The sequence below is a fragment of the Amycolatopsis sp. NBC_01307 genome, assembly GCF_035975215.1.
GTDB lineage: Bacteria > Actinomycetota > Actinomycetes > Mycobacteriales > Pseudonocardiaceae > Amycolatopsis.
This window is the reverse complement of the sequence record NZ_CP108403.1, coordinates 3,160,980-3,185,684: the sequence shown is the minus strand read 5'-3', so window position 1 is coordinate 3,185,684 and position 24,705 is coordinate 3,160,980. Positions and strand designations below refer to the sequence as shown.

Annotated in this window: 7 protein-coding genes and 24 pseudogenes; 29 read left to right on the top strand and 2 right to left on the bottom strand. The window is 74.1% G+C overall.

The features are described from left to right. Positions 1 to 53 precede the first annotated feature (53 nt). Genes argH through OG439_RS13125 form a run of 3 tightly spaced genes read left to right on the top strand, consistent with a single transcriptional unit; the run spans position 54 to position 2,925 of the window. On the top strand, positions 54 to 1,610 hold the full coding sequence (gene argH / locus OG439_RS13135; RefSeq protein WP_326949661.1) for an argininosuccinate lyase: 1,557 nt from the start codon (positions 54 to 56) through the stop codon (positions 1,608 to 1,610). Further along, entirely contained in the window at positions 1,607 to 1,792 is a 186-nt protein-coding gene (locus OG439_RS13130; RefSeq protein ID WP_326949660.1) for an MbtH family protein, read from the top strand. Before argH ends, OG439_RS13130 begins: the two co-directional genes overlap by 4 nt. 17 nt (positions 1,793 to 1,809) lie before the next feature. Next, positions 1,810 to 2,925 carry a GntG family PLP-dependent aldolase gene (locus OG439_RS13125; protein WP_326949659.1) on the top strand — a complete coding sequence of 372 codons (1,116 nt, stop codon included), beginning with the start codon at positions 1,810 to 1,812 and terminating at the stop codon, positions 2,923 to 2,925. Between the two features lie 104 nt (positions 2,926 to 3,029). On the opposite strand, the gene OG439_RS13120 is transcribed toward OG439_RS13125, so the two are convergent. After that, positions 3,030 to 3,239, bottom strand: a complete 210-nt coding sequence (locus OG439_RS13120) for a hypothetical protein (protein WP_326949658.1) — start codon at positions 3,237 to 3,239, stop codon at positions 3,030 to 3,032. Between the two features lie 282 nt (positions 3,240 to 3,521). On the opposite strand from OG439_RS13120, the gene OG439_RS13115 reads away from it, so the two are divergent. Beyond that, a complete protein-coding gene (locus tag OG439_RS13115) occupies positions 3,522 to 5,636 on the top strand; it encodes a DUF6351 family protein (protein ID WP_326951538.1) in 2,115 nt (704 codons plus the stop codon). 45 nt (positions 5,637 to 5,681) lie between these two features. Here the strand turns inward: OG439_RS13115 and OG439_RS13110 are convergent, their stop codons facing one another. Next, a complete protein-coding gene (locus tag OG439_RS13110; RefSeq protein WP_326949657.1) occupies positions 5,682 to 7,241 on the bottom strand; it encodes an MDR family MFS transporter in 1,560 nt (519 codons plus the stop codon). Positions 7,242 to 7,374: 133 nt separating this feature from the next. Between OG439_RS13110 and OG439_RS13105 the strand changes: the two genes are divergently transcribed. The 25 genes and pseudogenes from OG439_RS13105 to OG439_RS50140 form a co-directional block, all read left to right on the top strand. Continuing rightward, a complete protein-coding gene (locus OG439_RS13105; RefSeq protein WP_326949656.1) occupies positions 7,375 to 7,959 on the top strand; it encodes a TetR/AcrR family transcriptional regulator in 585 nt (194 codons plus the stop codon). Between the two features lie 173 nt (positions 7,960 to 8,132). Next, a pseudogene (locus tag OG439_RS50255) lies at positions 8,133 to 8,825 on the top strand (polyketide synthase); the annotation flags it as partial. Further along, a pseudogene (locus tag OG439_RS50250) lies at positions 8,814 to 9,194 on the top strand (polyketide synthase); the annotation flags it as partial. The pseudogenes OG439_RS50255 and OG439_RS50250, both read left to right, overlap by 12 nt. Then, positions 9,183 to 9,581, top strand: a pseudogene (locus tag OG439_RS50245) (ketoacyl-synthetase C-terminal extension domain-containing protein); the annotation flags it as partial. The pseudogenes OG439_RS50250 and OG439_RS50245, both read left to right, overlap by 12 nt. 48 nt (positions 9,582 to 9,629) lie before the next feature. Beyond that, positions 9,630 to 10,616 (top strand): annotated as a pseudogene (locus OG439_RS50240) (acyltransferase domain-containing protein); the annotation flags it as partial. Between the two features lie 168 nt (positions 10,617 to 10,784). Continuing rightward, positions 10,785 to 13,991, top strand: a pseudogene (locus tag OG439_RS50235) (type I polyketide synthase); the annotation flags it as partial. Beyond that, positions 13,977 to 14,447 (top strand): annotated as a pseudogene (locus OG439_RS50230) (polyketide synthase dehydratase domain-containing protein); the annotation flags it as partial. The pseudogenes OG439_RS50235 and OG439_RS50230, both read left to right, overlap by 15 nt. After that, positions 14,436 to 14,969 (top strand): annotated as a pseudogene (locus OG439_RS50225) (SpnB-like Rossmann fold domain-containing protein); the annotation flags it as partial. The pseudogenes OG439_RS50230 and OG439_RS50225, both read left to right, overlap by 12 nt. Before the next feature lie 54 nt (positions 14,970 to 15,023). Beyond that, positions 15,024 to 15,266 (top strand): annotated as a pseudogene (locus OG439_RS50220) (alcohol dehydrogenase catalytic domain-containing protein); the annotation flags it as partial. 108 nt (positions 15,267 to 15,374) lie between these two features. After that, positions 15,375 to 15,959 (top strand): annotated as a pseudogene (locus OG439_RS50215) (zinc-binding dehydrogenase); the annotation flags it as partial. Then, positions 15,936 to 16,526 (top strand): annotated as a pseudogene (locus tag OG439_RS50210) (SDR family NAD(P)-dependent oxidoreductase); the annotation flags it as partial. The pseudogenes OG439_RS50215 and OG439_RS50210, both read left to right, overlap by 24 nt. Before the next feature lie 21 nt (positions 16,527 to 16,547). Continuing rightward, a pseudogene (locus OG439_RS50205) lies at positions 16,548 to 16,994 on the top strand (beta-ketoacyl reductase); the annotation flags it as partial. A gap of 111 nt (positions 16,995 to 17,105) precedes the next feature. Then, positions 17,106 to 17,804 (top strand): annotated as a pseudogene (locus tag OG439_RS50200) (beta-ketoacyl synthase N-terminal-like domain-containing protein); the annotation flags it as partial. 36 nt (positions 17,805 to 17,840) lie between these two features. After that, positions 17,841 to 18,173: pseudogene (locus OG439_RS50195) on the top strand (polyketide synthase); the annotation flags it as partial. A gap of 12 nt (positions 18,174 to 18,185) precedes the next feature. Next, positions 18,186 to 18,509: pseudogene (locus tag OG439_RS50190) on the top strand (ketoacyl-synthetase C-terminal extension domain-containing protein); the annotation flags it as partial. A 63-nt stretch (positions 18,510 to 18,572) separates the two neighbouring features. After that, a pseudogene (locus OG439_RS50185) lies at positions 18,573 to 19,565 on the top strand (acyltransferase domain-containing protein); the annotation flags it as partial. Beyond that, a pseudogene (locus OG439_RS50180) lies at positions 19,557 to 20,000 on the top strand (polyketide synthase dehydratase domain-containing protein); the annotation flags it as partial. The pseudogenes OG439_RS50185 and OG439_RS50180, both read left to right, overlap by 9 nt. A gap of 66 nt (positions 20,001 to 20,066) precedes the next feature. Beyond that, positions 20,067 to 20,510: pseudogene (locus OG439_RS50175) on the top strand (polyketide synthase dehydratase domain-containing protein); the annotation flags it as partial. Between the two features lie 36 nt (positions 20,511 to 20,546). Next, positions 20,547 to 20,978, top strand: a pseudogene (locus OG439_RS50170) (SpnB-like Rossmann fold domain-containing protein); the annotation flags it as partial. A gap of 63 nt (positions 20,979 to 21,041) precedes the next feature. Next, positions 21,042 to 21,560: pseudogene (locus OG439_RS50165) on the top strand (SDR family NAD(P)-dependent oxidoreductase); the annotation flags it as partial. Between the two features lie 21 nt (positions 21,561 to 21,581). Continuing rightward, a pseudogene (locus OG439_RS50160) lies at positions 21,582 to 22,049 on the top strand (beta-ketoacyl reductase); the annotation flags it as partial. A 42-nt stretch (positions 22,050 to 22,091) separates the two neighbouring features. Further along, positions 22,092 to 22,862: pseudogene (locus tag OG439_RS50155) on the top strand (beta-ketoacyl synthase N-terminal-like domain-containing protein); the annotation flags it as partial. After that, positions 22,851 to 23,231, top strand: a pseudogene (locus OG439_RS50150) (hypothetical protein); the annotation flags it as partial. The pseudogenes OG439_RS50155 and OG439_RS50150, both read left to right, overlap by 12 nt. Beyond that, positions 23,208 to 23,501, top strand: a pseudogene (locus OG439_RS50145) (ketoacyl-synthetase C-terminal extension domain-containing protein); the annotation flags it as partial. The pseudogenes OG439_RS50150 and OG439_RS50145, both read left to right, overlap by 24 nt. 51 nt (positions 23,502 to 23,552) lie before the next feature. Continuing rightward, a pseudogene (locus OG439_RS50140) lies at positions 23,553 to 24,626 on the top strand (acyltransferase domain-containing protein); the annotation flags it as partial. Between the last annotated feature and the right edge of the window lie 79 nt (positions 24,627 to 24,705).

Below are 24,705 nucleotides of genomic sequence, written 5' to 3'. Positions count from 1 at the left end.
CGGGACCCGGACGGTCCCGCACCCCACCCGGAAACCCCGGAAGGAGCACCCCGATGACCATCGCCCCCAGCGGCCTCGTGAGTGGTAATGCGGGTTCTAACCCGCATTACCACTCACGACCGGCACCGAGCAGCAGTGGCACCGGACGGCTGAGCAGCCCGGTCGCCGCCGCGGCCCGGGAGATCCTCTTCGACCGCGACACCGCCCCCGCGGCGGACCCGGTCGCCGCCGAGCTCGACCTGATCAGCCAGGTCGACCGCGCCCACGTCGTGATGCTCGCCGAACGCGGCATCGTCGACGCCGGCCGCGCCGCCGAGCTCCTCGCCGGCATCGAAAACCTGCGGGCGCACCGGTTCGCACCGCTGCACGAGGTCCCCGCACCCCGCGGCCGGTACCTCGCCTACGAGTCCTACCTGATCGACACCCTCGGCGCCGAAGTCGGCGGGATCCTCCACAGTGGACGGTCCCGCAACGACCTCAACGCCACCGTCGTGCGGCTGCGGCTGCGGGAACCGCACGAGCGGCTGCTCGCCGAGTCCGACGCCCTCGGCCGCGCCCTGCTGGAACGCGCGCGGCGCTGGGCCGACGTCACCATGCCCGCCTACACCCACCACCAGCCGGCGGTGCCGATCACCTACGGCCACTACCTGGCCGGGGTGGCGAGCGCGCTGGTGCGCGACGTCGAAGGGCTGTGGCAGGCCGGCGCGGAGCTCGACCAGAACCCGCTCGGCGCGGGCGCGGTCGGCGGGACGTCGCTGCCGGTCGACCAGCACCGCACGACGGCGTTGCTCGGCTTCGCGGAACCGCTGGCGAACTCGCTGCACGCCGTCGCGTCGCGGGACCTGGTGCTGCGACAGCTGTCCGCGGCCACCGTGCTCGGGGTGCTGCTCTGCCGCGTCTCGCACGACCTGCAGGCCTGGACCAGCGCCGAGGCCGGGCTGCTGCGGCTGGCCGACGACGTCGTCGGGTCCAGCTCGATGATGCCGCAGAAGCGCAACCCGTTCCTGCTGGAGCACGTCCAGGGCCGGGCGCTGGCGCCGCTCGGCGCGTTCACCGCGTCGGCGAGCGCGATGGCCACCGCGCGGTTCACCAACGCCATCGCCGTCGGCACCGAAGCCGTGGCCCCGGCGTGGTCGGCGCTAGAAGCGGCCACCGACGCGGTCGTCCTGCTGCGGCTGGTCGTCGAAGGCGCCGAGCCGGTGCCCGAGCGGATGTACGAACGCGCCGTCGACGGCCAGACCGCGGCCACCCACCTCGCCGAGCGGCTCGTCGACGCCGGGATGCCGTTCCGGCAGGCGCACCACGAGGTCGGCGCCATCGCCAAGGAGGCCCTCGACGCCGGGCTGCCGCTGCACGAAGTCGCCCGGACCCGGCTGGCCGGCCAGCCCGAGCACGTCCTCGCGGCGCTCGACCCGGCCGAGGTCGCCCAGCACGCCGCCCACGGTGGCGGCCCGGCGCGGGAGTCCGTGCTCGCCGCCGTCACCGAGGCCGAGACGGCGTTCGCCCGCATCCGCGCCGACGTCGAGGAACGCCGCTGGCGCTGGAGCCAGGCCGAGATCGGCCTCGACGACGCCGTCCGCTCGCTCATCGACACCCGGAGCACGTCATGACGTTCACCGTCGTCCGCAACGACGAGGACCAGTACTCGATCTGGCCCGCCGGCCGCGACCTGCCGCCCGGCTGGCTGAGCGTCGGCGTCACCGGCCCGCGTGACGAGTGCCTCGCCCACATCGACGCCGTCTGGACCGACATGCGCCCGCGGAGCCTCCGCGACCGCATGGCCACCCGCTGACCTCTTAGGAGCCTGTTGTGACGACCTTCGCCGACGACCTCGCGACCCTGCGCCCGGAAGCCGTGCCCGCCCAGGGCACGCACGTCGAACTCCGCAGCGACACCTTCACCCTGCCCACCCCGGCGATGCTCGAGGCGGTCGCCCGCGCCCCGCTCGGCGACGACGTCTACGGCGAGGACCCGACCGTGGACCGCCTCGAGCAGCTCTCGGCCGAGCTGCTCGGCAAGCAGGCCGGCTGCCTGATGCCGAGCGGCACGATGGCCAACCTGACCGCGTTGCTGGCCCACTGCCCGCGCGGCGGCAAGGCGATCGTCGGCCACGAGTCCGACGTCTACGTCTACGAAGCGGGTGGCGCGTCGCTGTGCGGCGGCATCGTCTACGACCCGCTGCCCAACCTCGCCGACGGCACCATCGACCCGGCCGCCATCGCCGAGGCGCTCGCGGTCGACCGCAGCGACCCGCAGATCGCGCCGCCGGCGGTGCTGAGCCTGGAGACGCCGCAGAACCGCTGCGGCGGGTTGCCGCTGCAGCTGGACTACCTGAGCGAGGTGTCGCGGCTGATCCGGTCGCACGGCGTCGCGTTGCACCTCGACGGCGCCCGGCTGTTCAACGCCGCGGTGGCGCTGGGCGTCAGCGCGGCGGAGATCGCCAAGCACGCCGACACCGTGCAGATCTGCCTGTCGAAGGGTCTCTGCGCGCCGATCGGCTCGGTGCTGGTCGGCGACCGCGTGACGATCGCGGCGGCCCGCCGGATGCGCAAGATGCTCGGCGGCGGCATGCGCCAGGCCGGGATGATCGCGGCCTGCGGCATCGTCGCACTGACGGAGATGACCGAGCGCCTGGCCGACGACCACGCCCGCGCCGCCCGCCTGGCGCGTGGCCTCTCGCGCGTCCCGGGCGTCCGGCTGGACCCGGGCCCGCCGGTGACGAACATGGTGTTCTTCAAGGTCCGCGACGACCGCTACACGACCCGCACCCTGATCGAGGCGGCCCGCCGCCGCGGTGTCAAGGTGGAGGAGCTGGGCACCGACCGCATCCGCGCGGTCACCCACGCCGGAGTCGACGACGACGCCATCGACCGCGCGATCACGGTGTTCACCGAGCTGCTGGGCCCGACCGCCGGCCTGCGGTGACCTGCCGGATCACTCGGGCCGCCATGAACGAGGCCCGCCTGAACCCCGCTGCGGACGGGGAAAGGCGGGCCTCGGGCGGATACTCCTTTGTGGACTGACCGCCGTCACCGGGTGGGGGTGACGGTGCCGGTCGTGGCGGTTTCCCGGCGCTTGCGCTGGATCGCTTCCTGCTGACGCTGCAACTGGTCGTGCCAAGCTCCTGAGTCGTTCATGATGGTCTCCGGGTGGGCGAGGCGTGCGGCAATCCGGCGAAAGGCGCCGCGGCCGGTGGGTTTCGCTGTGCCGCAGAAGTACCCAACGGTGCGGCGGGTCAATCAGCTTTACCCCCTTCCACCAGGCAATTAGTCCGCTCGGGCGATGCGGCCCCCACCGCCGGGCCGGTTCGGGTACCGGTCGGCGAAGGCCCCGGACCGCTCGCCCGGGTGCCGGTCCCAGCGTCCGAACCGGACTTTTCGGTTCTTCCGCAACGGATACCGGATGTTGTTCCGGCCGGGCCGCAGGTGCTATACCGGCAGCTGCCCGGTGTCGCGATGACGCGATGCCACAAGCGAGCGGGGTGTCTGGTGGCCAACCGTACTTTGCGCTCATCCGTCGTGGTGGCGGCCTTGACCGCACCCGTCCTCCTGATGGGGACCGCGACCGCGGTGGCCGGCGCTCCGCCCGGGCGGCAGCTGACGATCGAGACGGTGTCGAACCCGCGGCCCGCGCTCGTCAGCGGGGGACAGGTGCTGGTCAAGGTCGTCCCGCCGGCGCGGGCGCGGGTCACCGTGAGCGACAACGGCCACGACGTCACCTCGAGCTTCCACGCCCAGCCGGACGGCAGCCTGCTCGGCCTGGTCACCGGCCTGCGCGACGGGGCCAACGACCTGAGCGCCCGGACGACCGGGCACGGTCCGGACCAGCGGGCGAGCCTGCGCGTCACGAACCATCCGATCACCGGGCCCGTCTTCTCCGGCTCGCAGCAGCGCCCGTTCTACTGCGAGACCCAGGCGTTCGGCCTGCCCGCGGCGTCCCAGCCGTTGTGCAGCGCGCCGACCCAGGTGAGCTACCAGTACAAGACCACCGCCGGGGCGTTCGCGCCGCTGGCCGACCCGGCGACCCGGCCCGCGGACCTCGCGACGGCCACGGTCGGCGGGCACGCGGTGCCGTACGTCGTCCGCGTCGAACGCGGCACGATCGACCGCGCCGTCTACGAGATGGCGGCGCTCTACGACGGCGCGCCGTCACCCGTCGCGCCGGACAAGAGCTGGAACGGGAAGCTGGTCTACACCTTCGGCGGTGGCTGCAACGCGGGCTACCACCAGGGCAACTCGACCGGCGGGGTCGTCAACGACCTGTTCCTGGCCCAGGGTTACGCGGTCACGTCGTCGAGCCTGAACGTGCTCGACAACAACTGCAGCCCGATCATCTCGGCCGAAGCGGCGATGATGGTCAAGGAACACTTCGTCGAGACCTACGGCCCGGTCGCCCACACCATCGGCTGGGGCGGCTCGGGCGGGGCGATCCAGCAGTACGACATCGCCGAGAACTACCCCGGCATCGTCGACGGCATCATCCCCGGCGTCTCGTTCCCGGACCCGCTGAGCACCGGCGGCCCGGTGTCGGACTGCCGCCTGCTGGACCGGTACTTCGCCGGGGCGGGCGCGTCGTTCACCGCGGCGCAGAAGCAGGCCGTCGCCGGCTTCACCAGCTACGACACCTGCGTCTCCTGGGACCAGACCTTCGCCAGCCGCGCCACCGCGACCGACAGCTGCAACGCGGCCATCCCGGTCGCGGCACGCTGGGATCCGGTCAGCAACCCGCGCGGCGTGAAGTGCAACTCGAACGAGCAGCTGGCCAACCAGATCGGCCGGGACCCGAAGACCGGGTTCGTGCGCAGCCCGCTGGACACCACCGGGGTGCAGTACGGCTTGGCCGCGCTGAAGGCCGGGACGATCACCGCGGCGCAGTTCGTGGACCTCAACGCCGCGATCGGCGGCCTCGACTACACCGGAAAGCCCGTGGCGCAGCGGATCGCGGCCGACCCGAAGGCACTCAACACGGTGTACGCGGACGACCTCGTCAACTCGGCGTCGCAGGGCTTGCGGGAGACGCCGATCATCGACCAGCGGACCGATCTCGACCTGGCCGGGTTCGGCAACGACATCCACACCACCGAGTGGTCTTACGTGATGCGGCAACGGCTTCTGCGGGCCAACGGCACCGCGGGCAACCAGGTCATCATCGAAAACCACGCCACCGGCGCCGAAGCGGCGGCCGCCAGTGTCTACGAGCTCGACGCGATGGACCGCTGGCTCACCGCGATCGACGCCGACGGCTCACACCGGAGCCACCAGCAGAAGGTGCTCGCGAACCGGCCGGGCGATCTCGGCGACGGGTGTTACCTCTCCGCCACGTCGCGGATCACCGAGAAGCTGACGTACCCGGCGAGCGGCCAGTGCGGCGCGCAGTACCCGGTGGCGGCCAACACCCGGATGGTCGCGGGGGAGAGCCTGTCCCTCGACGTGCTGAAGTGCCGGCTCCAGCCGCTGAACTTCCGCGACTACCCGGTCACCTTCACGACAGCGGAGCGGACCCGGCTGCGGGCGGCGTTCCCCGGTGGCGTGTGCGACTACAGCCGTCCGGGCATCGAGCAGCGTGCCCCGATCGGAACCTGGCTGAGCTACGGCGACGAACGGACCGGCACCACGCCGCCGACGAAGCTGCGATGACGGACGGACTCGGTGAGCGTTCCGAACGGAACGCTCACCGAGTCGTCAGACTTCCTGGAGCGCCGTCTCGGCGGGAGCGCGGCCCCGCAGCGGGATCTGGCGGACGAAGAACGCGATGACGATGCCCGCCGCCGCGACCGAGGCGGCCACGATGAACATCGTGCCCAGGCTGTCGGTGACGGCGACCTTGAACATGTGCTGCGCGGCTTCGGGCAGCTTGTGCAGGATGGCGGGGGTCATCTGGTTGCCGCTCGCGGAGAAGCCGGCGCCCCCGGTGAGGGACGTGCTCAGCGAGCTGGTGTAGATCGCGCCCAGCAACGCCACTCCGAGCGAGCTGCCCATGTTGCGCAGGAAGGTCGCCGCGCCCGTGCCCGCGCCGATGTCACGCAGTTCGATGCTGTTCTGCGCGATCAGCGTGGACGTCTGCATCAGGCAGCCCATCCCGGCGCCGAGGACGACCATGTAGATCGCGGTCGTCGTCTTCGACGTGTCGATGTCCAGGGTCGCGAACAGGGCGAGCGCCGCGGTGAGCAGGATGCCGCCGATGATCGGGAAGATCTTGTAACGCCCGGTCTTGCTGATGATCGCGCCACTGGCCAGGGAGACGACCATGGCCGCGATCATCATCGGCATCAGCAGCAGCCCGCTGTTGGTCGCCGACGAGCCCTGCACGAACTGCTGGAACTGCGGCAGGAACGTGACCGCGCCGAACATCGCGAAGCCGGAGATGAACGCCAGCCCGCCGGAAAGGGTGAAGTTGACGTTGCCGAACACCCGCAGCGGCATGATCGGCTCGGCCACCCGGCGCTGCACGATCACGAAGGCGATGAACGCGGCCACGGTCACCACGGCGAGGCCGAGGATCTGCGGTGACGCCCAGTCGTACTGCGTGCCGCCCCAGCTGGTGATCAGGACGAGCGTGGTGATCCACACGGTCAGCAGGCCGGCGCCGAGCCAGTCGATGCGCGCCTTGCCGGTGCCGCGGGGGAGCTTGGCGAGGGTGAGCCAGCAGACCACCAGCGCGACCGCGCCGAGCGGCAGGTTGACGTAGAAGGCCCAGCGCCAGGAGAAGTTGTCGGTGATGAAGCCGCCGGCCAGCGGGCCGCCGATCATCGCGACCGGCATGACGGCCATCATCAGGCCCATGTACTTGCTGCGTTCCCGCGGCGGGATCATCTCGCCGATGATCGACAGCACGCCGACCATCAGGCCGCCGGCGCCGAGGCCCTGCACGGCGCGGAAGGCGACCAGCTCGCCCATGTTCTGCGACATCCCGGCCAGCGCCGAGCCCGCGAGGAACACCACGACCGACGAGACGAAGACGATGCGCCGCCCGAAGAGGTCGCCGAGCTTGCCCCAGATCGGGGTGGACGCCGTCGAGGCGAGGATGTAGCCGGTCGTCACCCAGGCGAGGTGGCTCAGGCCACCGAGGTCGCCGACGATCGTGGGCAGCGCCGGGGCGACGATCATGTTGTCCAGCATCGCCAGGAGCATCGCGATGACCAGGCCGCTCATGGTGACCATGATCTGCCGGTGGGTGAACTGGGCGGGCGCCGTGGCCGCGGTGTCGGGCGGGGCGGCCTCGCCGGTGGTCTCTGTCGTCATGGGGCGGGATCCTTCACGGGATGGTCAACTTACTTTCCGGCCGGTCAGTAGTGAGAGTACTGACCGGCCGGAAGGTAAGCAACGGGTTATCATGGACCCGCGGATCGATCGAGCAACCAGGAGAGCCACGCCCATGGCGCAGCAACGCAAGGCAGCGGGCGACCGGCGCGCCGAAATCCGGCGCGTCGCGCTGGACCTGTTCACCGTGCACGGCTACGAGGCCACGTCGTTGCGGCAGATCGCCGAGCAGCTCGACATCACCAAGGCCGCGTTGTACTACCACTTCGAAAGTAAGGAAGCGATCGTCCGCAGCCTGTTCGAAGACCGGCTGACCACGCTCGACGCGCTCATCGAATGGGCCGAGGGGCAGCCGCACTCGCCGGAGCGCTCGGCCAGGATAGCGGCCGGCTGGTTCGGCCTCATCATCGACGACGGCCTCGGCTTCGCCCGGTTCGCCATCGCCAACCAGGCCGCGCTGCGCGACCTCAAGCCCGACCACGGCGGCGCGCTGGACCGCCTGCAGAAGATCTCGTCGCTGCTGGCCGAGCCGGGCGCGTCGGAGCTGGACCGGCTCAAGATCAGGATGGCGATGATGAGCGTCAACCTCGCGGTCATGGGCTCGCACGGGCTCGACCTGACCGACGACGAGATCCTCGCCGCGGCCACCGAGACGGCCTCCCTCATCTCCCCGGGCTTCCCGGTCGTCGTGCACTCGTAGCTTTCCGGACGTTCCCACGCGGGCAAGACTGCGGTTTTCCCGGCCCCGATCAGCCGATCCTTTACCTCGACCTCTGCGATGAGCAGGCGTGCAGGTGAGCAACGGGAGACGCATTGAGCCGGGCTGGTGGCACCGTGTCCGAAACCCTCTCCGGGGATCCCCAGCCGATCGCGGTGGTGGGCCTCGCCTGCCGGCTCCCCGGCGCCGGAAGTCCCGCCCGGTTCTGGGACCTGCTGCGCGACGGTGTCGACGCCGTCGGCGACGTGCCCGCCGGTCGGCACTACCCCGACGGGCCCGGGCTGCCACGCCGGGGCGGCTACCTGCCGGACGTCGACCGGTTCGACGCGCGGCTGTTTTCCGTCTCGCCGCGGGAAGCGCGCGAGATGGACCCGCAGCAGCGGCTGATCCTCGAGCTCGGCTGGGAAGCCCTCGAAGACGCCCGGGTCGCGCCCGATGCACTGCGCGGGCACGAGATCGGCGTCTACATCGGCGTCACCTCGGACGACTACTCGATCCTGCACCACCGCGCCGGCGGGCCCGTCGGGCACTACGCGATGACCGGCGCGAACCGCGCCATCATCGCCAACCGCGTCTCGCACTGGTTCGGGTTCACCGGCCCCAGCATGGCCGTCGACACCGGGCAGTCGTCGGCACTGGTCGCCGTCCACCTCGCCTGCGCCGCCATCCGGGCCGGTGACTGCGAGTCCGCGCTGGTCGGTGGCGTGCAGCTGAACCTGGCCGCCGAAAGCACGCAGGCCGTCGCCGCGCTCGGCGCGCTGTCGCCGGACGGCCGCTGCTTCGTCTTCGACGACCGCGCCAACGGCATCGTCCGCGGCGAGGGCGGCGGAGTCGTCGTGCTCAAGCCCCTGGCCACCGCGCGCCGCGACGGCGACCACGTCTACTGCGTCGTCCGCGGCAGCGCCGTCAACAACGACGGGCCGACCGACGGACTCACCACACCCGGCCGCGAAACCCAGGAACGCGTGCTGGCCGCGGCCTGCCGCCGCGCCGGAGTGGCGCCCGCGGCCGTCCAGTACGTGGAGCTGCACGGCACCGGCACCCGCGTCGGCGACCCGATCGAAGCCGGCGCGCTCGGCACGGTCCACGGCGCGGGCCGGACCGAGCCGCTGTGGATCGGCTCGGCGAAGACCAACGTCGGTCACCTCGAAGGCGCCGCCGGCATGGTCGGCCTGCTCAAGACCGCGCTCGCGGTCGACCGGCACATCCTGCCTGCCAGCCTCAACTTCGCCCGCCCCAACCCGGAAATCCCCTTCGCCGAGGCGAACCTGCGGGTCGTCCGGGAGACGATGCCGTGGCCTTCGGACTGCGACGCCGTCCTCGCCGGCGTCTCGTCGTTCGGTGTCGGCGGCACCAACGCCCACGTCGTCCTCGGCGCCGGCGAAGCACCCGACACCGAGCCTGCCGCCGATGCGGCCGGGCCGGTGCTGTGGCCGTTGTCCGGACACTCCGAGCCCGCGCTGCGCGATCAGGCGGCCCGGCTGGCCGACCACCTCGACGCCCACCCGGGCGCGTCCGTCGCCGACGTCGGGTTCTCGCTGGCCACGACGCGGGCCTCGCTGGGCGTCCGGGCCGCGGTCGTCGGCACCGGGACGGCCGAGTTGACCGACGCCCTGCGCGCGGTCGCCGAAGACCGGCCGACGACGGCCTGCGTGCGCGCCGTCGCCGAACCGGGCCGCGCGGCCCGCGGGCGGACCGTGTTCGTCTTCCCCGGCCAGGGCACCCAGTGGGCCGGGATGGCCGTCGAGCTGCTCGACACCGCGCCCGCGTTCGCCGAGTCGCTGGCCGACTGCGACCGCGTGCTGGCGCCGCTGACCGGGTTCTCCGCGCTCGCCGTGCTGCGGGACGAGCCGGGCGCGCCGTCGATGGCCGACTCGGCCGTCAACCAGCCGGTGATGTGGGCCGTCATGGTTTCCCTCGCGGCGTTGTGGCGTGCCCACGGCGTCGAGCCGGACGCGGTCGTCGGACACTCGCAGGGCGAGCTGGCGGCGGCCTGCGTGGCCGGCGCGATGTCCCTGGACGAGGCCGCCCGCATCGTGGCGGCCCGCGGCCGGGTCGCGTCGGAGGTGATGCGCGGCGTCGGCGGCATGGTGTCGGTGGCGCTGCCCGTCGACGTCGTGCGCGAACGGATCGAGCGCTGGGCGGGCCGGCTGTCGATCGGCGCGGTCAACGGGCCCGCGTCGGTCATCGTGTCCGGCGAGAGCGAAGCGCTCGACGAGCTGATGGCGGCCTGGGACGGCGAAGACATCCGGCTGCGGCGGCTGAAGGTCGACTACGCCTCGCATTCGCCGCTGGTCGAACGCATCGAGGCCCTGCTGGTCGCCGCGCTCGGCGAGCTGCACCCGCGCAGTTCGCCCCTGCGCTTCTACTCCACCGTGACCGGTGGCCCGCTCGACACCGCCGGGCTGGACACGTCCTACTGGTACCGCAACTCGCGGGCGACGGTCGACTTCTTCGGCGCCGTCACGGCGTTGTGCCAGGACGGCTTCACGGAGTTCGTCGAGGTCAGCCCGCACCCGGCGCTGCTCGGGAACGTCCGCGACATCGCGCAGGCGGCCGGCGTCCCGCTGGTCTCGGTCGGCACGCTGCGACGCGACCAGGGTGGCCTGACGCGCTTCGCGACGTCGATGGCCGAGCTGTACGCCGCGGGCGGGCACCTCGACTGGGCGGCCGTGTACCCGGGCGCCACCCGGATCGCGCTGCCGACGTACGCGTTCCAGCGCGAGCGCTACTGGATCGACGACACCCCGCGCGTCGCCGCGACGGCCGGCGAACCCGAGGAGTTCGACGAGCCCGCCGAGCCGCAGCGGGACCTCCGTGCGCTGGTGCGGCGGGAGTGCGCGGCCGTGCTCGGAATGTCCGATGTGGACAGTCTGGAACCGGCGGCCACCTTCAAGGAGCTGGGATTCGACTCCGCCACGCTCGTCGAGTTCGCCGGCCGGCTCAGCGCCGCGAGCGGCCGCGCCCTGACCAGCAGCGTCCTGTTCGACCACCCGACACCGGCCCGGCTCGGTGAGTTCCTCCAGCCCGACGTCGAAGCGGCCGCCGTCGAACCCGAGGCCCAGCCCCGTGACGACGAGGATCCGATCGTCATCGTCGGCATCGGCTGCCGTTACCCGGGCGGCATCGATTCGCCCGAGTCCTTCTGGACCCTGCTGCGCGACGGCGCCGACGCGGTGTCGGCCATGCCGGCCGACCGCGGCTGGAGCGCCGAAGTCCTGGCCACCGGCCGCGGCGGCGGCTTCCTGCACGACGCCGGCGACTTCGACGCCGCGTTCTTCCGCATCTCGCCGCGCGAGGCCCTCGCCATGGACCCGCAGCAGCGGCTGCTGCTCGAGACGTCGTGGGAGGCCCTGGAGCGCGCCGGCATCGACCCGACGACGCTGCGGGACAGCCCGACCGGCGTCTTCCTCGGCGGCATGGCGCAGGACTACGGCACCCGGCTGCACGAAAGCTCCGGCGACACCGGCGGGTACGGCCTGACCGGGACGTCGCTGAGCGTGCTGTCCGGGCGCGTCTCCTACGTCCTGGGCACGCGCGGGCCGGCGATCAGCGTCGACACCGCCTGCTCGTCTTCGCTGGTGGCGCTGCACCTCGCCGTCCGCGCGCTGCGGGCGGGGGAGTGCTCGCTCGCCCTCGCCGGCGGCGCCACCGTGATGGCGTCACCCGGCGTCTTCGTCGAGTTCGAAAAGCAGGGCGGCCTGTCCGCGGACGGGCGGTGCCGGTCGTTCGCCGACGACGCCGCCGGCACCGGCTGGGCCGAAGGCGCCGGGGTGCTGGTGCTGCAGCGGCTGTCCGACGCGCGGCGCGACGGCCGTGACGTCCTGGCCGTGGTTCGCGGTTCGGCGGTCAACCAGGATGGCGCGTCCAACGGCCTCACCGCACCCAGTGGCGCCTCCCAGCAGCAGGTGATCGGGCAGGCCCTGGCCGACGCCGGGGTGCCCGCGGCCGAGGTCGACGCCGTCGAGGCGCACGGCACCGGCACCACGCTCGGCGACCCGATCGAGGCCCACGCACTGCTGGCCACCTACGGCCGGGATCGGGAAACCCCGCTGTGGCTGGGTTCCCTCAAATCCAACATCGGGCACACCCAGGCCGCCGCCGGCGTCGCCGGCGTGATCAAGATGGTCCTCGCCCTGCGGCACCGGCTGCTGCCGAAGACCCTCCACGCCGGGACGGCGTCGTCCAAAGTGGACTGGTCGGCCGGCGCCGTCCGGCTGCTGAGTGAACCGGCCGGCTGGCCCGACGCCGGACGGCCGAGCCGCGCGGGCGTCTCGTCGTTCGGCATCAGCGGCACGAACGCCCACGTCATCCTCGAACAGGCACCGGCCACCGAGTCGCCCGTCGAGGACACCGAACCGTCCGGCGTGCTGCCACTGGTCGTCTCGGCACGCTCGGAAGCCGGTCTGGCCGCTCAGGCCGGTCGGCTGGCCACGCTCCTCGAAGACGCGCCGGCACTCGGCGCCGTCGCGGATTCCCTGCTCGGTACCCGGGCGCGGTGGGAGCACCGGGCCGTCGTCGTCGCCGACGGGCACGCGGACGCGATCGACGGTCTGCGCGGCGTCTCGGCCGGGGAGCCGACGTCGTTCGCCGTCACCGGCGCCGCCGATCCGGCCGGGCCGGGCAAGGTCGCGTGGGTGTTCCCGGGCCAGGGCGCGCAGTGGGCCGGGATGGGCGCGCGGCTGTGGGACACCGAGCCGGTGTTCGCCGCGCGGATGGCCGAGTGCGAGGCGGCGCTGGCGCCGTTCGTGGACTGGTCGCTGGCCGACGTCGTCCGCCAGGTGCCGGGCGCGCCGACGCTGGCCCGGGTGGACGTGGTGCAGCCGGTGTCGTTCGCGGTGATGGTGTCGCTGGCCGCGCTGTGGCGGGCTTGCGGGATCCGGCCGGACGCCGTGCTGGGGCACTCCCAGGGTGAGATCGCCGCCGCCTGCGTCGCGGGCGCACTGTCGCTGGCCGACGCCGCGCACACCGTCGCGTTGCGCAGCCAGGTCATCGCCGCCCGCCTGGCCGGGCGCGGCGGCATGCTGTCGGTCGCGGTGAGCGCCGACGAGGCGGCCCGCGACCTGCCCGGCGGCGTCGAGATCGCCGTCGTCAACTCGCCGTCCGCGGTGGTGCTGGCCGGCGAACCGGCCGCGCTGGGCCGGGCCGAGGCCGCCTACCGCGAGCGCGGGGTGCGCGTGCGCCGGATCGACGTCGACTACGCGTCGCACACGTCCCAGGTCGACGCCGTGGAAGCCGAACTCGCCACGCTGCTGGCTGACGTCGGCGCGACCGCACCGGAGATCGCCTGGTACTCCACAGTGGACGGTTCCTGGGCGGATGGCCCGGTCGAACCCGGTTACTGGTTCCGCAACCTGCGTGGCCGGGTCGAGTTCGCCGACGCCGTCGACGCGCTGGCGGGCAACGGTTTCCGGGTGTTCCTCGAAGTTTCGTCGCACCCCGTGCTGACGTCGAGCATCCAGGAGGGCCTGGAGCGGGCCGGGGTGACCGGCGCGCTGGTCGGCGGCACGCTGCGCCGTGACCAGGGCGATCGCGAGCGGTTCCTGCGCTCGGCCGCCGAACTGCACGTCCGCGGTGTGCCCGTCGACTGGCGCCCGTTCCTGCCCGGCACCGGCCGGGTAGCGCTGCCGACGACGGCGTTCCAGCGCACGCGTTACTGGGCGCCCGCCTCGACCGGCACCGACCCGGAGAGCCTCGGCCAGACCGTCGTCGCGCACCCGCTGCTGGGCGCGGCGATCGACGCACCGGACACCGGCGGCGTCGTCCTGACCGGCCGGCTGTCGCTGGCCGCCCAGCCGTGGCTCGCCGACCACGCGGTGGCGGGGACCGTGCTGGTGCCCGGCGCGGCGCTGGCCGAGCTGGCCATCCAAGCAGGCGAGTGGACCCGGTGCCCGGTACTGGCCGAGCTGATCGTCGAGGCGCCCCTGCCGCTGCCGCCGACGGCGGTGGTGCGCATCCAGGTCGTCGTCGGCGCCGCCGACGATGCGGGCCGCCGCGAGGTGGCCGTCCACTCCCGCCCGGACGAGCCGGGCCGCGAATGGACCCGCCACGCCACCGGCGTCCTGACCCCCGAACCGGCGACGGTTCCCGCACCGGCCGAGTGGCCACCCGTCGGAGCCGAAACCCTTGCTGTAGATGGGTTCTACAACGACCTAGCCGCCCGCGGCTACGACTACGGCCCGGTGTTCCGCGGCCTGACCGCCGCGTGGCGGCGCGGGGACGAGTACTTCGCCGAGGTGACACTGCCGGAGCCGGCCGACCCGGCCGGGTTCGCGATCCACCCGGCACTGCTCGACGCCGCGCTGCACACCACCCTGCTGGCCGCGGGCCCGGCGCCCGAGGGCGAGATCGCCCTGCCGTTCGCGTGGCACGACGTCGTCGCCCACGCCACCGCCGCGGGTTCGGCTCGGGTCCGCGTCACACCGGCCGAGGGCGGCCACGCCGTGACGCTGACGGACATGGCGGGCGATCCGCTGCTCTCGGTGGGCGCGCTGATCACCCGGCCGATCCCGCTGACGCAGATCGTCGCGGCCCCCGCCGGCGCCGACCCGGTCTTCACGGTGGACTGGCCCGCCCTCCCGGCGAACCCCACCGAACCGCTACCCGCCGACGCCGTACAGATCATCACCGGTCCCGGCGACCTCGTCGCCCCTTGGCTCGTCTTCCCGGTCGAGCCGGACCCGGCCGACGCGCGTGTGGCGGTCAACGCCGTTCTCGCTGTGCTGCAACGCTTCCTCGCCGAACCGGAGACGCCGGGCACACGCCTGGCCATCGTCACCCGTGGTGGAGTCGCCACCGGCCTCGCCGACGCCGCACCCGACCCGGCGGCCGCCGCTGTCTGGGGCCTGGTCCGCAGCGCGCAGCGGGAGAACCCGGGCCGGATCGTGCTCGCCGACCTCGAAACCGCCACCGCGGACGTGCTCGCGGCCGTCCTGCCGGTCGTCACCGAAGCCGGTGAGCCGCAGTTCGCCCTGCGTGACGGCGAAATCCGCGTCCCCCGCCTCGCCCGGCCCGGCCCCGCCGACCTGACGCCGCCCGCCGGTGATGTGCCGTGGGTGCTCGACACCACCGGTACCGGCACCTTCGACGGCCTGGCCCTGCTGCCCTGCCCGGAACTGGCGGACCCCCTGTCCGCCGGGCAGGTGCGGGTCGGGATGCGTGCGGCCGGTCTGAACTTCCGGGATGTCCTCGCCGGGCTCGGCATGCGCCGGGGTGCGGCGGAGGTGGGCGGCGAAGGCGCCGGCGTCGTCCTCGAAACCGGGCCCGGGGTCACCGATCTCGCCGTCGGCGACCGGGTGCTCGGGCTGTTCACCCGCGGCTTCGGCCCGATCGCCGTCGCCGATGCCCGCCGGCTGGCGCGCGTGCCCGACGGCTGGACGTTCGAGCAGGCCGCGTCGATGCCGGTCGTGTTCCTCACCGCCCTCTACGGCCTGCAGGACCTGGCCGGGCTGCGGGTGGGGGAGAAGGTCCTGGTGCACGCGGCCGCGGGCGGTGTCGGGATGGCCGCCGTGCAGGTGGCCCGCCTGCTGGGCGCCGAAGTGTTCGCCACCGCGAGCCCCGGCAAGCACGACCTGTTGCGGGACATGGGCCTCGACGACGACCACATCGCCAGCTCCCGCACCCTCGAGTTCGAAGAGCGCTTCCTCGCGGTCACCGGCGGCACCGGCGTGGACGTCGTGCTGGACTCCCTGGCCGGCGAGTTCGTCGACGCCTCGCTGCGGCTGCTGCCCCGCGGCGGCCGGTTCCTGGAGATGGGCAAGAACGACATCCGCGACGCCGGGCAGGTCGCGCGCGAGCACCCCGGGGTCGCCTACCAGGCCTACGACCTGATCCAGCTCGACTCGCCGCGGGTCGCGGAACTGCTCGGCGACCTGCTGGAACTGTTCGGCTCCGGAGCGCTGCGGCTGATCCCGCTGACCGCGTGGGACATCCGGCGCGCGCCCGAGGTCTTCCGGCACATGGCCCAGGGCCGCCACACCGGCAAGAACGTCCTGACGATCCCGCGGCCGGTCGACGCGGGCGGGACCGTGCTCGTCACCGGCGGCACCGGCACGCTCGGCGGGCTGGTGGCCCGCCACTTCGTGCAGGAGCACGGCGTCCGCAGCGTGCTGCTGGCCTCCCGCCGCGGCCCGGCCGCCGACGGTGCCGCACAGCTGTGCTCGGACCTGCGCGACCTCGGCGCCCGTGTCGACGTCGTCGCGTGTGACACCGCCGAGCGCGACGACGTCCGGGCGCTGCTGGCCGCGGTCCCGGCCGACGCGCCGCTCACCGCCGTCGTCCACGCCGCCGGCGTCCTCGACGACGGTGTCCTCGCCACGCTCGACGCGGACCGGGTCGACGCGGTGTTCCGGCCCAAGGCCGACGCCGCCGCGCACCTCGACGAGCTGACCCGCGACCTGGACCTGAGCGCCTTCGTGCTGTTCTCGTCCGTCGCCGGCGTGCTCGGCACGGCCGGGCAGGCCAACTACGCCGCCGCCAACGGGTTCCTCGACGGCCTCGCCGCCCGCCGCCGGGCCGCCGGCCACGCGGCGGTGTCGGTCGCCTGGGGCCTGTGGGCCGACGCCAGCGGGATGACCGGCCACCTCGCCGACGCCGACCGGACGCGGCTGGCCCGCACCGGCATCGGCGCACTCGGCACCGCCGACGGCTTGGCCGCCCTCGACGTCGCCCTCGGCTCGGCCCGTCCCGCGCTGGTCGCGGTGACGCCCGACCTCGGCGTCCTGCGCGAGCAGGCCCGCACCGGCACGCTGCCGGCGCTGCTGCGTGACCTGGTGGGCCGCGTCCGCCGCGCCGCGCGCACCCCGGACGACAGCGGCGCCGGGACCCTCACCGCCCGGCTCGCGAACCTGGCCGGCCCCGCGCGCCGGACCGCCGTGATCGACCTGGTCCGCACCGAAGCCGGCGTGATCCTCGGCGGGGGCGGCGCGATCGCCCCGACCCGGGCGTTCCGGGACGTCGGGTTCGACTCGCTGACCGCCGTCGAACTGCGCAACCGGCTGGCCGCCCGCGCCGGCGTCACCCTCGCGACCACCGCCGTCTTCGACCACCCCAGCCCGGTCGAGCTGGCGGATCACCTGCTGGAGAAGCTGTTCGGCACGGTCGACGCACCCTCCGCGCCGGCCATCGCCGTGGCGCCCGCCGACGACCCGGTCGTGATCGTCGGGATCGGCGTCCGGCTGCCCGGCGGCGTCGCCGGCCCGGACGACCTGTGGGACCTGCTGCGCCGCGGCGGCGACGCGATGACGCCGTTCCCGGCCGACCGCGGCTGGCCCGAAGGGCTCTACGACCCCGATCCCGACGCGCCCGGCAAGTCCTACGCCCGCCACGGCGGGTTCCTGCCCGACGCCGCGATGTTCGACGCCGGGTTCTTCGGCATCTCCGCCCGCGAGGCCCTGGCCATGGACCCGCAGCAGCGGCTGTTGCTGGAAACCTCCTGGGAGGCCCTGGAACGGGCGGGCATCGACCCGGTGTCGCTGCGTGGCAGCCGGACCGGCGTTTTCGTCGGCGCGCTCGCCCAGGGGTACGGCACCGGTGCGGCCGCGTCCGGCGGTGAAGGCTACGTCCTGACCGGGACGTCGTCGAGCGTGCTGTCCGGGCGGGTGTCCTACGTGCTCGGCGCGCGCGGCCCGGCGGTCACCGTCGACACGGCGTGTTCGTCGTCGCTGGTGGCGATCCACCTCGCCGCGCAGTCGCTGCGGTCCGGCGAATGCGGGCTGGCGCTGGCCGGCGGCGTCACGGTGCTGACGACGCCGATGCCGTTCGTCGAGTTCTCGCGCCAGCGCGGGCTGGCGCCCGACGGCCGGTGCAAGTCCTTCGCCGACGACGCGGACGGCACCGGCTGGGCCGAAGGCGTCGGAGTACTGGTGCTCCAGCGGCTGTCCGACGCCCGGCGCGAAGGCCGTGAGGTGCTCGCGGTGGTCCGCGGGACGGCGGTCAACTCCGACGGCGCGTCCAACGGCCTCACCGCGCCCAACGGCCCGGCCCAGCAGGCGGTCATCCGCGACGCGCTCACCGCGGCCGGACTGGCCACTTCGGACGTCGACGCCGTCGAGGCGCACGGCACCGGCACCACCCTCGGCGACCCCATCGAGGCGCAGGCGGTGCTGGCGACGTACGGCCAGGACCGGGAAACGCCACTGTGGCTGGGTTCCCTCAAGTCCAACATCGGCCACGCGCAGGCCGCCGCGGGGGTCGCGGGCGTGATCAAGATGGTGCTCTCGATGCGTCACGGTGTACTGCCGAAGACGCTGCACGCCGACGCTCCGACGTCCAAAGTGGACTGGTCGGCCGGTGCGGTGCGCCTGCTGGCCGAGGAGACGGCGTGGCCGGACACCGGACGGCCGCGGCGCGCGGGCGTCTCGTCGTTCGGGATCAGCGGGACCAACGCGCACGTCGTGCTCGAACAGGGCCAGCCTCTTGAGTCCGAAGTGGACACGACGGTGCCGGATCTGCTGCCGGTCGTGGTGTCCGCCCGGTCGGCGGCCGGGCTCGAGGCGCAGGCCGGTCGGCTCGCGGACTTCCTGGCCGGTGCCACCGATCTCGCCGCGGCCGCCGGTGCGCTCGCGGTCAAGGCGGCGTGGGAACACCGCGCGGTCGTGGTGGCCGGGGGCCGCGACGACGTCGTGACCGGGCTGCGTGACCTGGCCGTCCGCGGGGTCGCCGACCCGGCCGGGCGCGGAGTCGGCGTGCTGTTCACCGGCCAGGGCGCGCACCGGCCCGGCATGGGCCGGGGCCTCTACGAGCGGTTCCCCGCCTACGCGACGGCGTTCGACGACGTCTGCGCCGAACTGGACATCCACCTGGCCGGCCCGGTGCCGCTGCGGGAGGCCGTCTTCGACGGGCCGCTCTACGACGCCGCGTTCGCGCAGGCCGGTCTGTTCGCCGTCGAAGTGGCGATGTTCCGGCTGGTCGAGTCGTGGGGCGTGCGGCCGGTCGCGGTCGCGGGCCACTCGCTGGGCGAGCTGGCCGCCGCGCACGTCGCCGGGGTGCTTTCGCTGCCCGACGCGGCGAAACTGGTCGCCGCCCGCGGCCGCCTGATGGGCGCGCTGCCCACCGGCGGCGCGATGGTCGCCATCGCCGCGCCCGAAGCCGACGTCGTCGCCGAGCTGGTTGACGGCGTCTCGATCGCGGCCGTCAACGGCCCCGAGGCGGTCGTCGTCTCCGGCGACGCCACCGCCGTGCACGCGGTGGCGAGCGGGTTCGCCGAGCGCGGTGTGCGGACCAAGACCCTCGACGTCAGCCACGCGTTCCACTCGCCGCTGATGGACCCGGTGCTCGACGACCTGCGCGCGGTCGCGCGGACCCTGGCCCACCGGCCGGCGGCGCTCGCCGTCGTCTCGTCGGTGACCGGTACGGCCGGCGAGCCGCTGACCGCGGACTACTGGGCCGAGCAGGTGCGCCGTCCGGTGCGGTTCGCCGACGCGGTTCGCGCCATGCCGGACGTCTCGGTGCTGCTGGAACTGGGGCCCGACGGCGTGCTGAGCGCGCTCGCCAACGCCCTCGACGACGTCGCGCCCGCCGTGTCGCTGGCCCGCCGGGACCGGCCGGAGGCCGAGACCGCGCTGGCCGCGCTCGCCGAGGTGTTCGTGCGCGGCAACGACGTCGACTGGACGTCGCTCGCACCCGCCCGGCGGTCGCTTCCGTTGCCCACCACGGCGTTCCAGCGTCGCCGGTACTGGCTCGACGCGGCTCCCGCCGCCGATGCCGCCGGTTTCGGCCTGGACGCGGCCCGGCACCCGGTGCTCGGCGTCGTCGTCGAAGACCCGGCCTCGGGCGGCGTCACGCTGACCGGGCGGGCGTCGCACGCGGCCCAGCCGTGGCTGGCCGAGCACCACATCGACGGCGTGGCCGTCGTCCCCGGCGCGGCCCTGGTCGAATGGGCCGTCCGGGCCGGCGACCACGTCGGCTGCCCGGTGCTGGACGAACTCGTCGTCGAAACCCCGCTGCCGGTGCCCGAGACCGCCGCGGTGCGGATCCAGGTCGTCGTCGGCGCGGCCGCGGCGGACGGACGCCGCGAGGTCGCCGTCCACGCCCGGCCCGACCAGGGCGGTTCGTGGACCCGGCACGCGTCCGGCTATCTGGCTCCCGCGGTGGCCGTCCCGCCGGTTTCCGGCGAGACCTGGCCACCCGCCGGCGCCGAACCGGTGGCCCTCGACGACCTCTACGACGTCCTCGCCGAGCGCGGCTACGGCTACGGCCCGGTGTTCCGCGGGCTGACCGCGGCCTGGCGCGACGGTGCGGAGCTGTTCGGCGAGGTCGTGCTCCCGGAACCGGCCGACGTCGCGGGCTTCGTGCTCCACCCGGCGCTGCTCGACGCCGCCCTGCACCTGACTGGCCTCGACACCCCGGCCGACGACGACGGCATCGCCCTGCCGTTCGCCTGGAGCCGGGTCGCCGTGCATGCCGGTGGCGCCCGCGAGGTGCGCGTCCGGCTCACCCCGGCCGACGACGGCGCGGTCTCGCTCGACCTCACCGACCCGTCGGGAGCGCCGGTCGCGTCGGTGGGCGGGCTGATCAGCCGTCCCGTCGCCCGCGCCGCCCTGTCCGGCGCGGCCGAGGTCGTCCACGGCGTGGAGTGGCGCCCACTGCCCGCCGGAACCTCTTCGGAAACCGTTGCGGTACAGGCGATATCGGGCCCGGACGACCTGACGCGCCTGGCGGCGAACCCGCCGCGGTGGCTCGTGCTCCCGGTGGTCCCGGCCGGTGCCACGGACCCGGACCGGGCCCGCGCCGCGATCGCCGGGGTCCTGGCGGTCGCACGCCCGCTCCTGACCGAGCCCGCTTGGGCGGCGACCACCCTGGTCGTGACCACCCGCAACGCGGTGGCGGACGAGACGATCGACCCCGCTGCGGCGGCCGTCTGGGGCCTGGCGCGCTCGATCGGCACGGAGAATCCCGGCCGCGTGGCGCTCGTGGACCTCGGTGCTGCCGATGCCGCCCTGCCGCTCGGCGCTATCGAGAGCGGCGAATGGCAGCTGGCCCTGCGCGACGGCGAATTCCGCGTCCCCAGACTGACCGCCCTGCCCGCCGAACCCGTCGGCGAGTGGCTCGACCCGGCCGGGACCGTGCTGATCACCGGCGGTACCGGCGCCGTCGGCGCGGCGGTCGCCCGGCACGTGGTGACCGTCCACGGCGCGCGCAGCGTGTTGCTCGCCTCCCGGCGCGGCCTCGACGCGCCCGGCGCACGCGAGCTGTGCGACGAACTCCGTGACCTCGGCGCCCGAGCCGACGTGGTGACGGCCGACGTCGCCGACCGGGCTCAGGTGCGGGCGCTGCTCGCGAGCGTCCCCGCCGATGCCCCGCTGACGGCGGTCGTGCACACCGCGGGCGTCCTCGCCGACGGTGTCGCCACCGAACTCGACGCCGCCCGCGTCGACGCCGTGTTCCGGCCCAAGGCCGACGCCGCCGTGCACCTCGACGAGCTGACCCGTGACCTCGGTCTGCGCGCCTTCGTGCTGTTCTCGTCCGTGTCGGGCGTGCTCGGCGGCGCCGGACAGGCCAACTACGCCGCGGCCAACACCTTCCTCGACGCGCTCGCGCACCGCCGTCGCGCGGCCGGGTTCCCGGCCGTCTCGCTCGCCTGGGGCCTCTGGGCGCTCGACGGCATGAACGGCGCCCTCAGCACGGCCGACACCGCCCGGATCCTCGGCTCGGGCCTCGGCCTGATCGACCCGGCCCGCGGCCTGCGCATGCTCGACACCGCCGCGAGCGCTTCACAGGCGTCGGTGGTCACCGCCGTCCTCGACCTCGCCCGGCCCGGCGCGGTCGTCTCGCCACTGCTGCGGGACCTCGCCGGTCCGGTCCGCCGCACCGTCCAAGCGAGTACCGGCGACCTGGTGACCCGGCTCGTCGAGCTGGACGCGTCCGCGCGCGTCGAGGCGCTCCTGCAACTGGTCCTCACCGAAGCCGGCGGCGCGCTCGGTGACGCCGCGGCGCTCGGGCCGGTCCAGGCGTTCCGCGACGCCGGGTTCGACTCCCTGGCCGCGGTCGACCTGCGCAACCGGCTCACCGCCGCGACCGGCGTGCGGCTGCCGCCGACCGTCGCCTTCAACTTCCCCAACGCCACCGCCCTCGCCGAGCACCTGCACAGCGAGCTGTACGCCGAACTCGAAGCGGTGCCCGAACCGGCACCGGCCGAAGCCGTCGCCGAGGACGACCCGGTCGTCATCGTCGGCATGGGTGTCCGGCTGCCCGGCGACGTCGCCGGCCCGGCCGACCTGTGGGACCTGCTGGCCCGCGGCGACGACGCCATCTCGGAGTTCCCCGCCGATCGCGGCTGGGACGAGGACCTCTACGACCCGGACCCCGACGTGCCGGGCAAGTCCTACACCCGCTCCGGCGGGTTCCTCCACGACGCGGCGCTGTTCGACCCAGAGTTCTTCGGCATCTCGCCGCGCGAGGCCCTCGCCATGGACCCGCAGCAGCGGCTGCTGCTGGAAACCTCCTGGGAGGCGCTGGAACACGCCGGGATCGCGCCCGCTTCGGTGCGCGGCCGCGACGTCGGCGTCTTCACCGGCCTGATGTACCACGACTACGGCACCGGGGCGCGCACCGAAGGCCTGGAAGGGCTGTTCGCGACCGGGTCCACCGGCAGCGTCGCCACCGGCCGGGTGTCCTACGTGCTGGGCCTGCGCGGCCCGGCGGTCACGATCGACACGGCGTGTTCGTCGTCGCTGGTGGCGCTGCACCTCGCGGCGCAGGCCCTGCGGTCGGGCGAGTGCTCGATGGCGCTGGCCGGCGGGGCGACGGTGATGGCGACGCCGTCGACGTTCGTCGAGTTCTCCCGCCAGCGCGGGCTCGCCGCCGACGGCCGCTGCAAGGCCTACGCCGAGTCCGCCGACGGCACCGGCTGGTCCGAGGGCGTCGGCGTCCTGGTGCTGCAGCGCCGGTCCGACGCACTGCGCGAAGGCCGCGAGATCCTGGCCGTGGTCAAGGGGATCGCGGTCAACCAGGACGGCGCGTCCAACGGCCTGACCGCGCCGAACGGACCGGCCCAGGAAGCGGTGATCCGCCAGGCTCTGTCCCAGGCCGGGCTGGCCGCGTCGGACGTCGACGCCGTCGAAGGCCACGGCACCGGTACCACCCTCGGCGACCCGATCGAGGCGCAAGCCCTGCTGGCGACGTACGGCCAGGACCGGGAAACCCCGCTGTGGCTGGGTTCCCTCAAGTCCAACATCGGTCACGCCCAGGCCGCCGCCGGTGTGGCCGGGGTGGTCAAGATGGTCCTCGCGATGCGCCACGGCGTCCTGCCGAAGACGCTGCACGCCGACACCGCGTCGTCCAAAGTGGACTGGACGGCGGGTGCCGTCCGCCTGCTGACCGAGCAGACGCCGTGGCCGGAGACCGACCGGCCGCGCCGCGCGGCGGTGTCGTCGTTCGGCGTCTCCGGGACCAACGCGCACGTCATCCTCGAACAGGGTCCGCCCGTGAAGGCCCCTCGCAGTGTCGGACGTCGCCAGGTCCCGCTCGTGATCTCGGCCCGGTCGGCCGAGGCGCTCACCGCGCAGGCCGGCCGGATCGCCACGCTCCTCGACGGTCCCGACGCGCCGGCCGAGGCCGCCGTGGCGGGTGCCCTGATGTCGTCGCGGGTCCTGTGGGAACACCGGGCCGTCGTGCTCGGCGACGTGCGGGCCGGGCTCGGCGATCTTGCCGCCGGTGTGCCGGGCCCGGACGTCGTGCGCGGGATCGCCGACGCCGCGGGCAAGGTCGCGCTCGTATTCCCCGGCCAAGGGGCCCAGTGGCCGGGCATGGGCGCGCGGCTGTGGGACTCCGAGCCGGTGTTCGCGGCGCGGATGGCCGAGTGCGACCGCGCGCTGGCGCCGTACGTGGACTGGTCGCTCGCCGACGTCGTCCGCCAGGCGCCGGACGCGCCGTCGCTCGACCGCGTCGACGTCGTGCAGCCGGTCACGTTCGCCGTGATGGTGTCGCTGGCCGCGTTGTGGCAGTCCACCGGGCTGCGCGTCGACGCCGTGGTCGGCCACTCGCAGGGCGAGATCGCCGCGGCGTGCGTCGCGGGCGCGCTGTCGCTGGCCGACGCGGCCCGGATCGTCACCCTGCGCAGCGCGCTGATCGGCGACCGGCTCGCGGGCGGCGGCGGGATGCTGGCCGTCGGCACGTCCGGTGCCGAAGCCGCCCGGGACATCGAGGACTGGGGCGGCCGGGTCGAGATCGCCGCGGTGAACTCGCCGTCGGCGGTCGTGCTGGCCGGTGAACCGGCCGCCCTCGCGGCCCTGAAGGAGACCTACGAGAGCCGGGACGTCCGTGCCCGGCTGATCCCGGTGGACTACGCCTCGCACACCGTCCAGGTCGACGGGATCGCCGAAGAACTCCTCGACGTCCTCGGCGACGTCACGGCCACCCGGCCCGCCACACCGTGGTACTCCACTGTGGACAGTCACTGGGTGACCGGCCCGGTCGCGGCGGACTACTGGGTCCGCAACCTCCGCCAGCCCGTCCGGTTCGCCGAGGCCGTGACGGCGCTGGGGCAGCAGGGCTTCGGTGTGTTCGTCGAGTCCAGCTCCCACCCGGTGCTCACCGCCGGCGTCCAGGACACCCTCGCGGCGGCCGGCGTCGACGCGGTCACCGGCGGGACCCTGCGGCGCGACCAGGGCGACCGGGCCCGGTTCGTCCGGTCGGTCGCTGAGCTGTTCGTCCGCGGAGTCGCGCTCGACGCGGCCACCATCGTCCCGGCCGGGCCGGCGCTGTCCGGCCTGCCGACCACCGCGTTCC

Coding starts and splice junctions, on each gene's coding strand:
- OG439_RS13130 (WP_326949660.1), top strand. CDS start 1,607: ATGACGTTCACCGTCGTCCGCAACGACGAGGACCAGTACTCGATCTGG.
- OG439_RS13105 (WP_326949656.1), top strand. CDS start 7,375: ATGGCGCAGCAACGCAAGGCAGCGGGCGACCGGCGCGCCGAAATCCGG.
- argH (WP_326949661.1), top strand. CDS start 54: ATGACCATCGCCCCCAGCGGCCTCGTGAGTGGTAATGCGGGTTCTAAC.
- OG439_RS13110 (WP_326949657.1), bottom strand. CDS start 7,241: ATGACGACAGAGACCACCGGCGAGGCCGCCCCGCCCGACACCGCGGCC.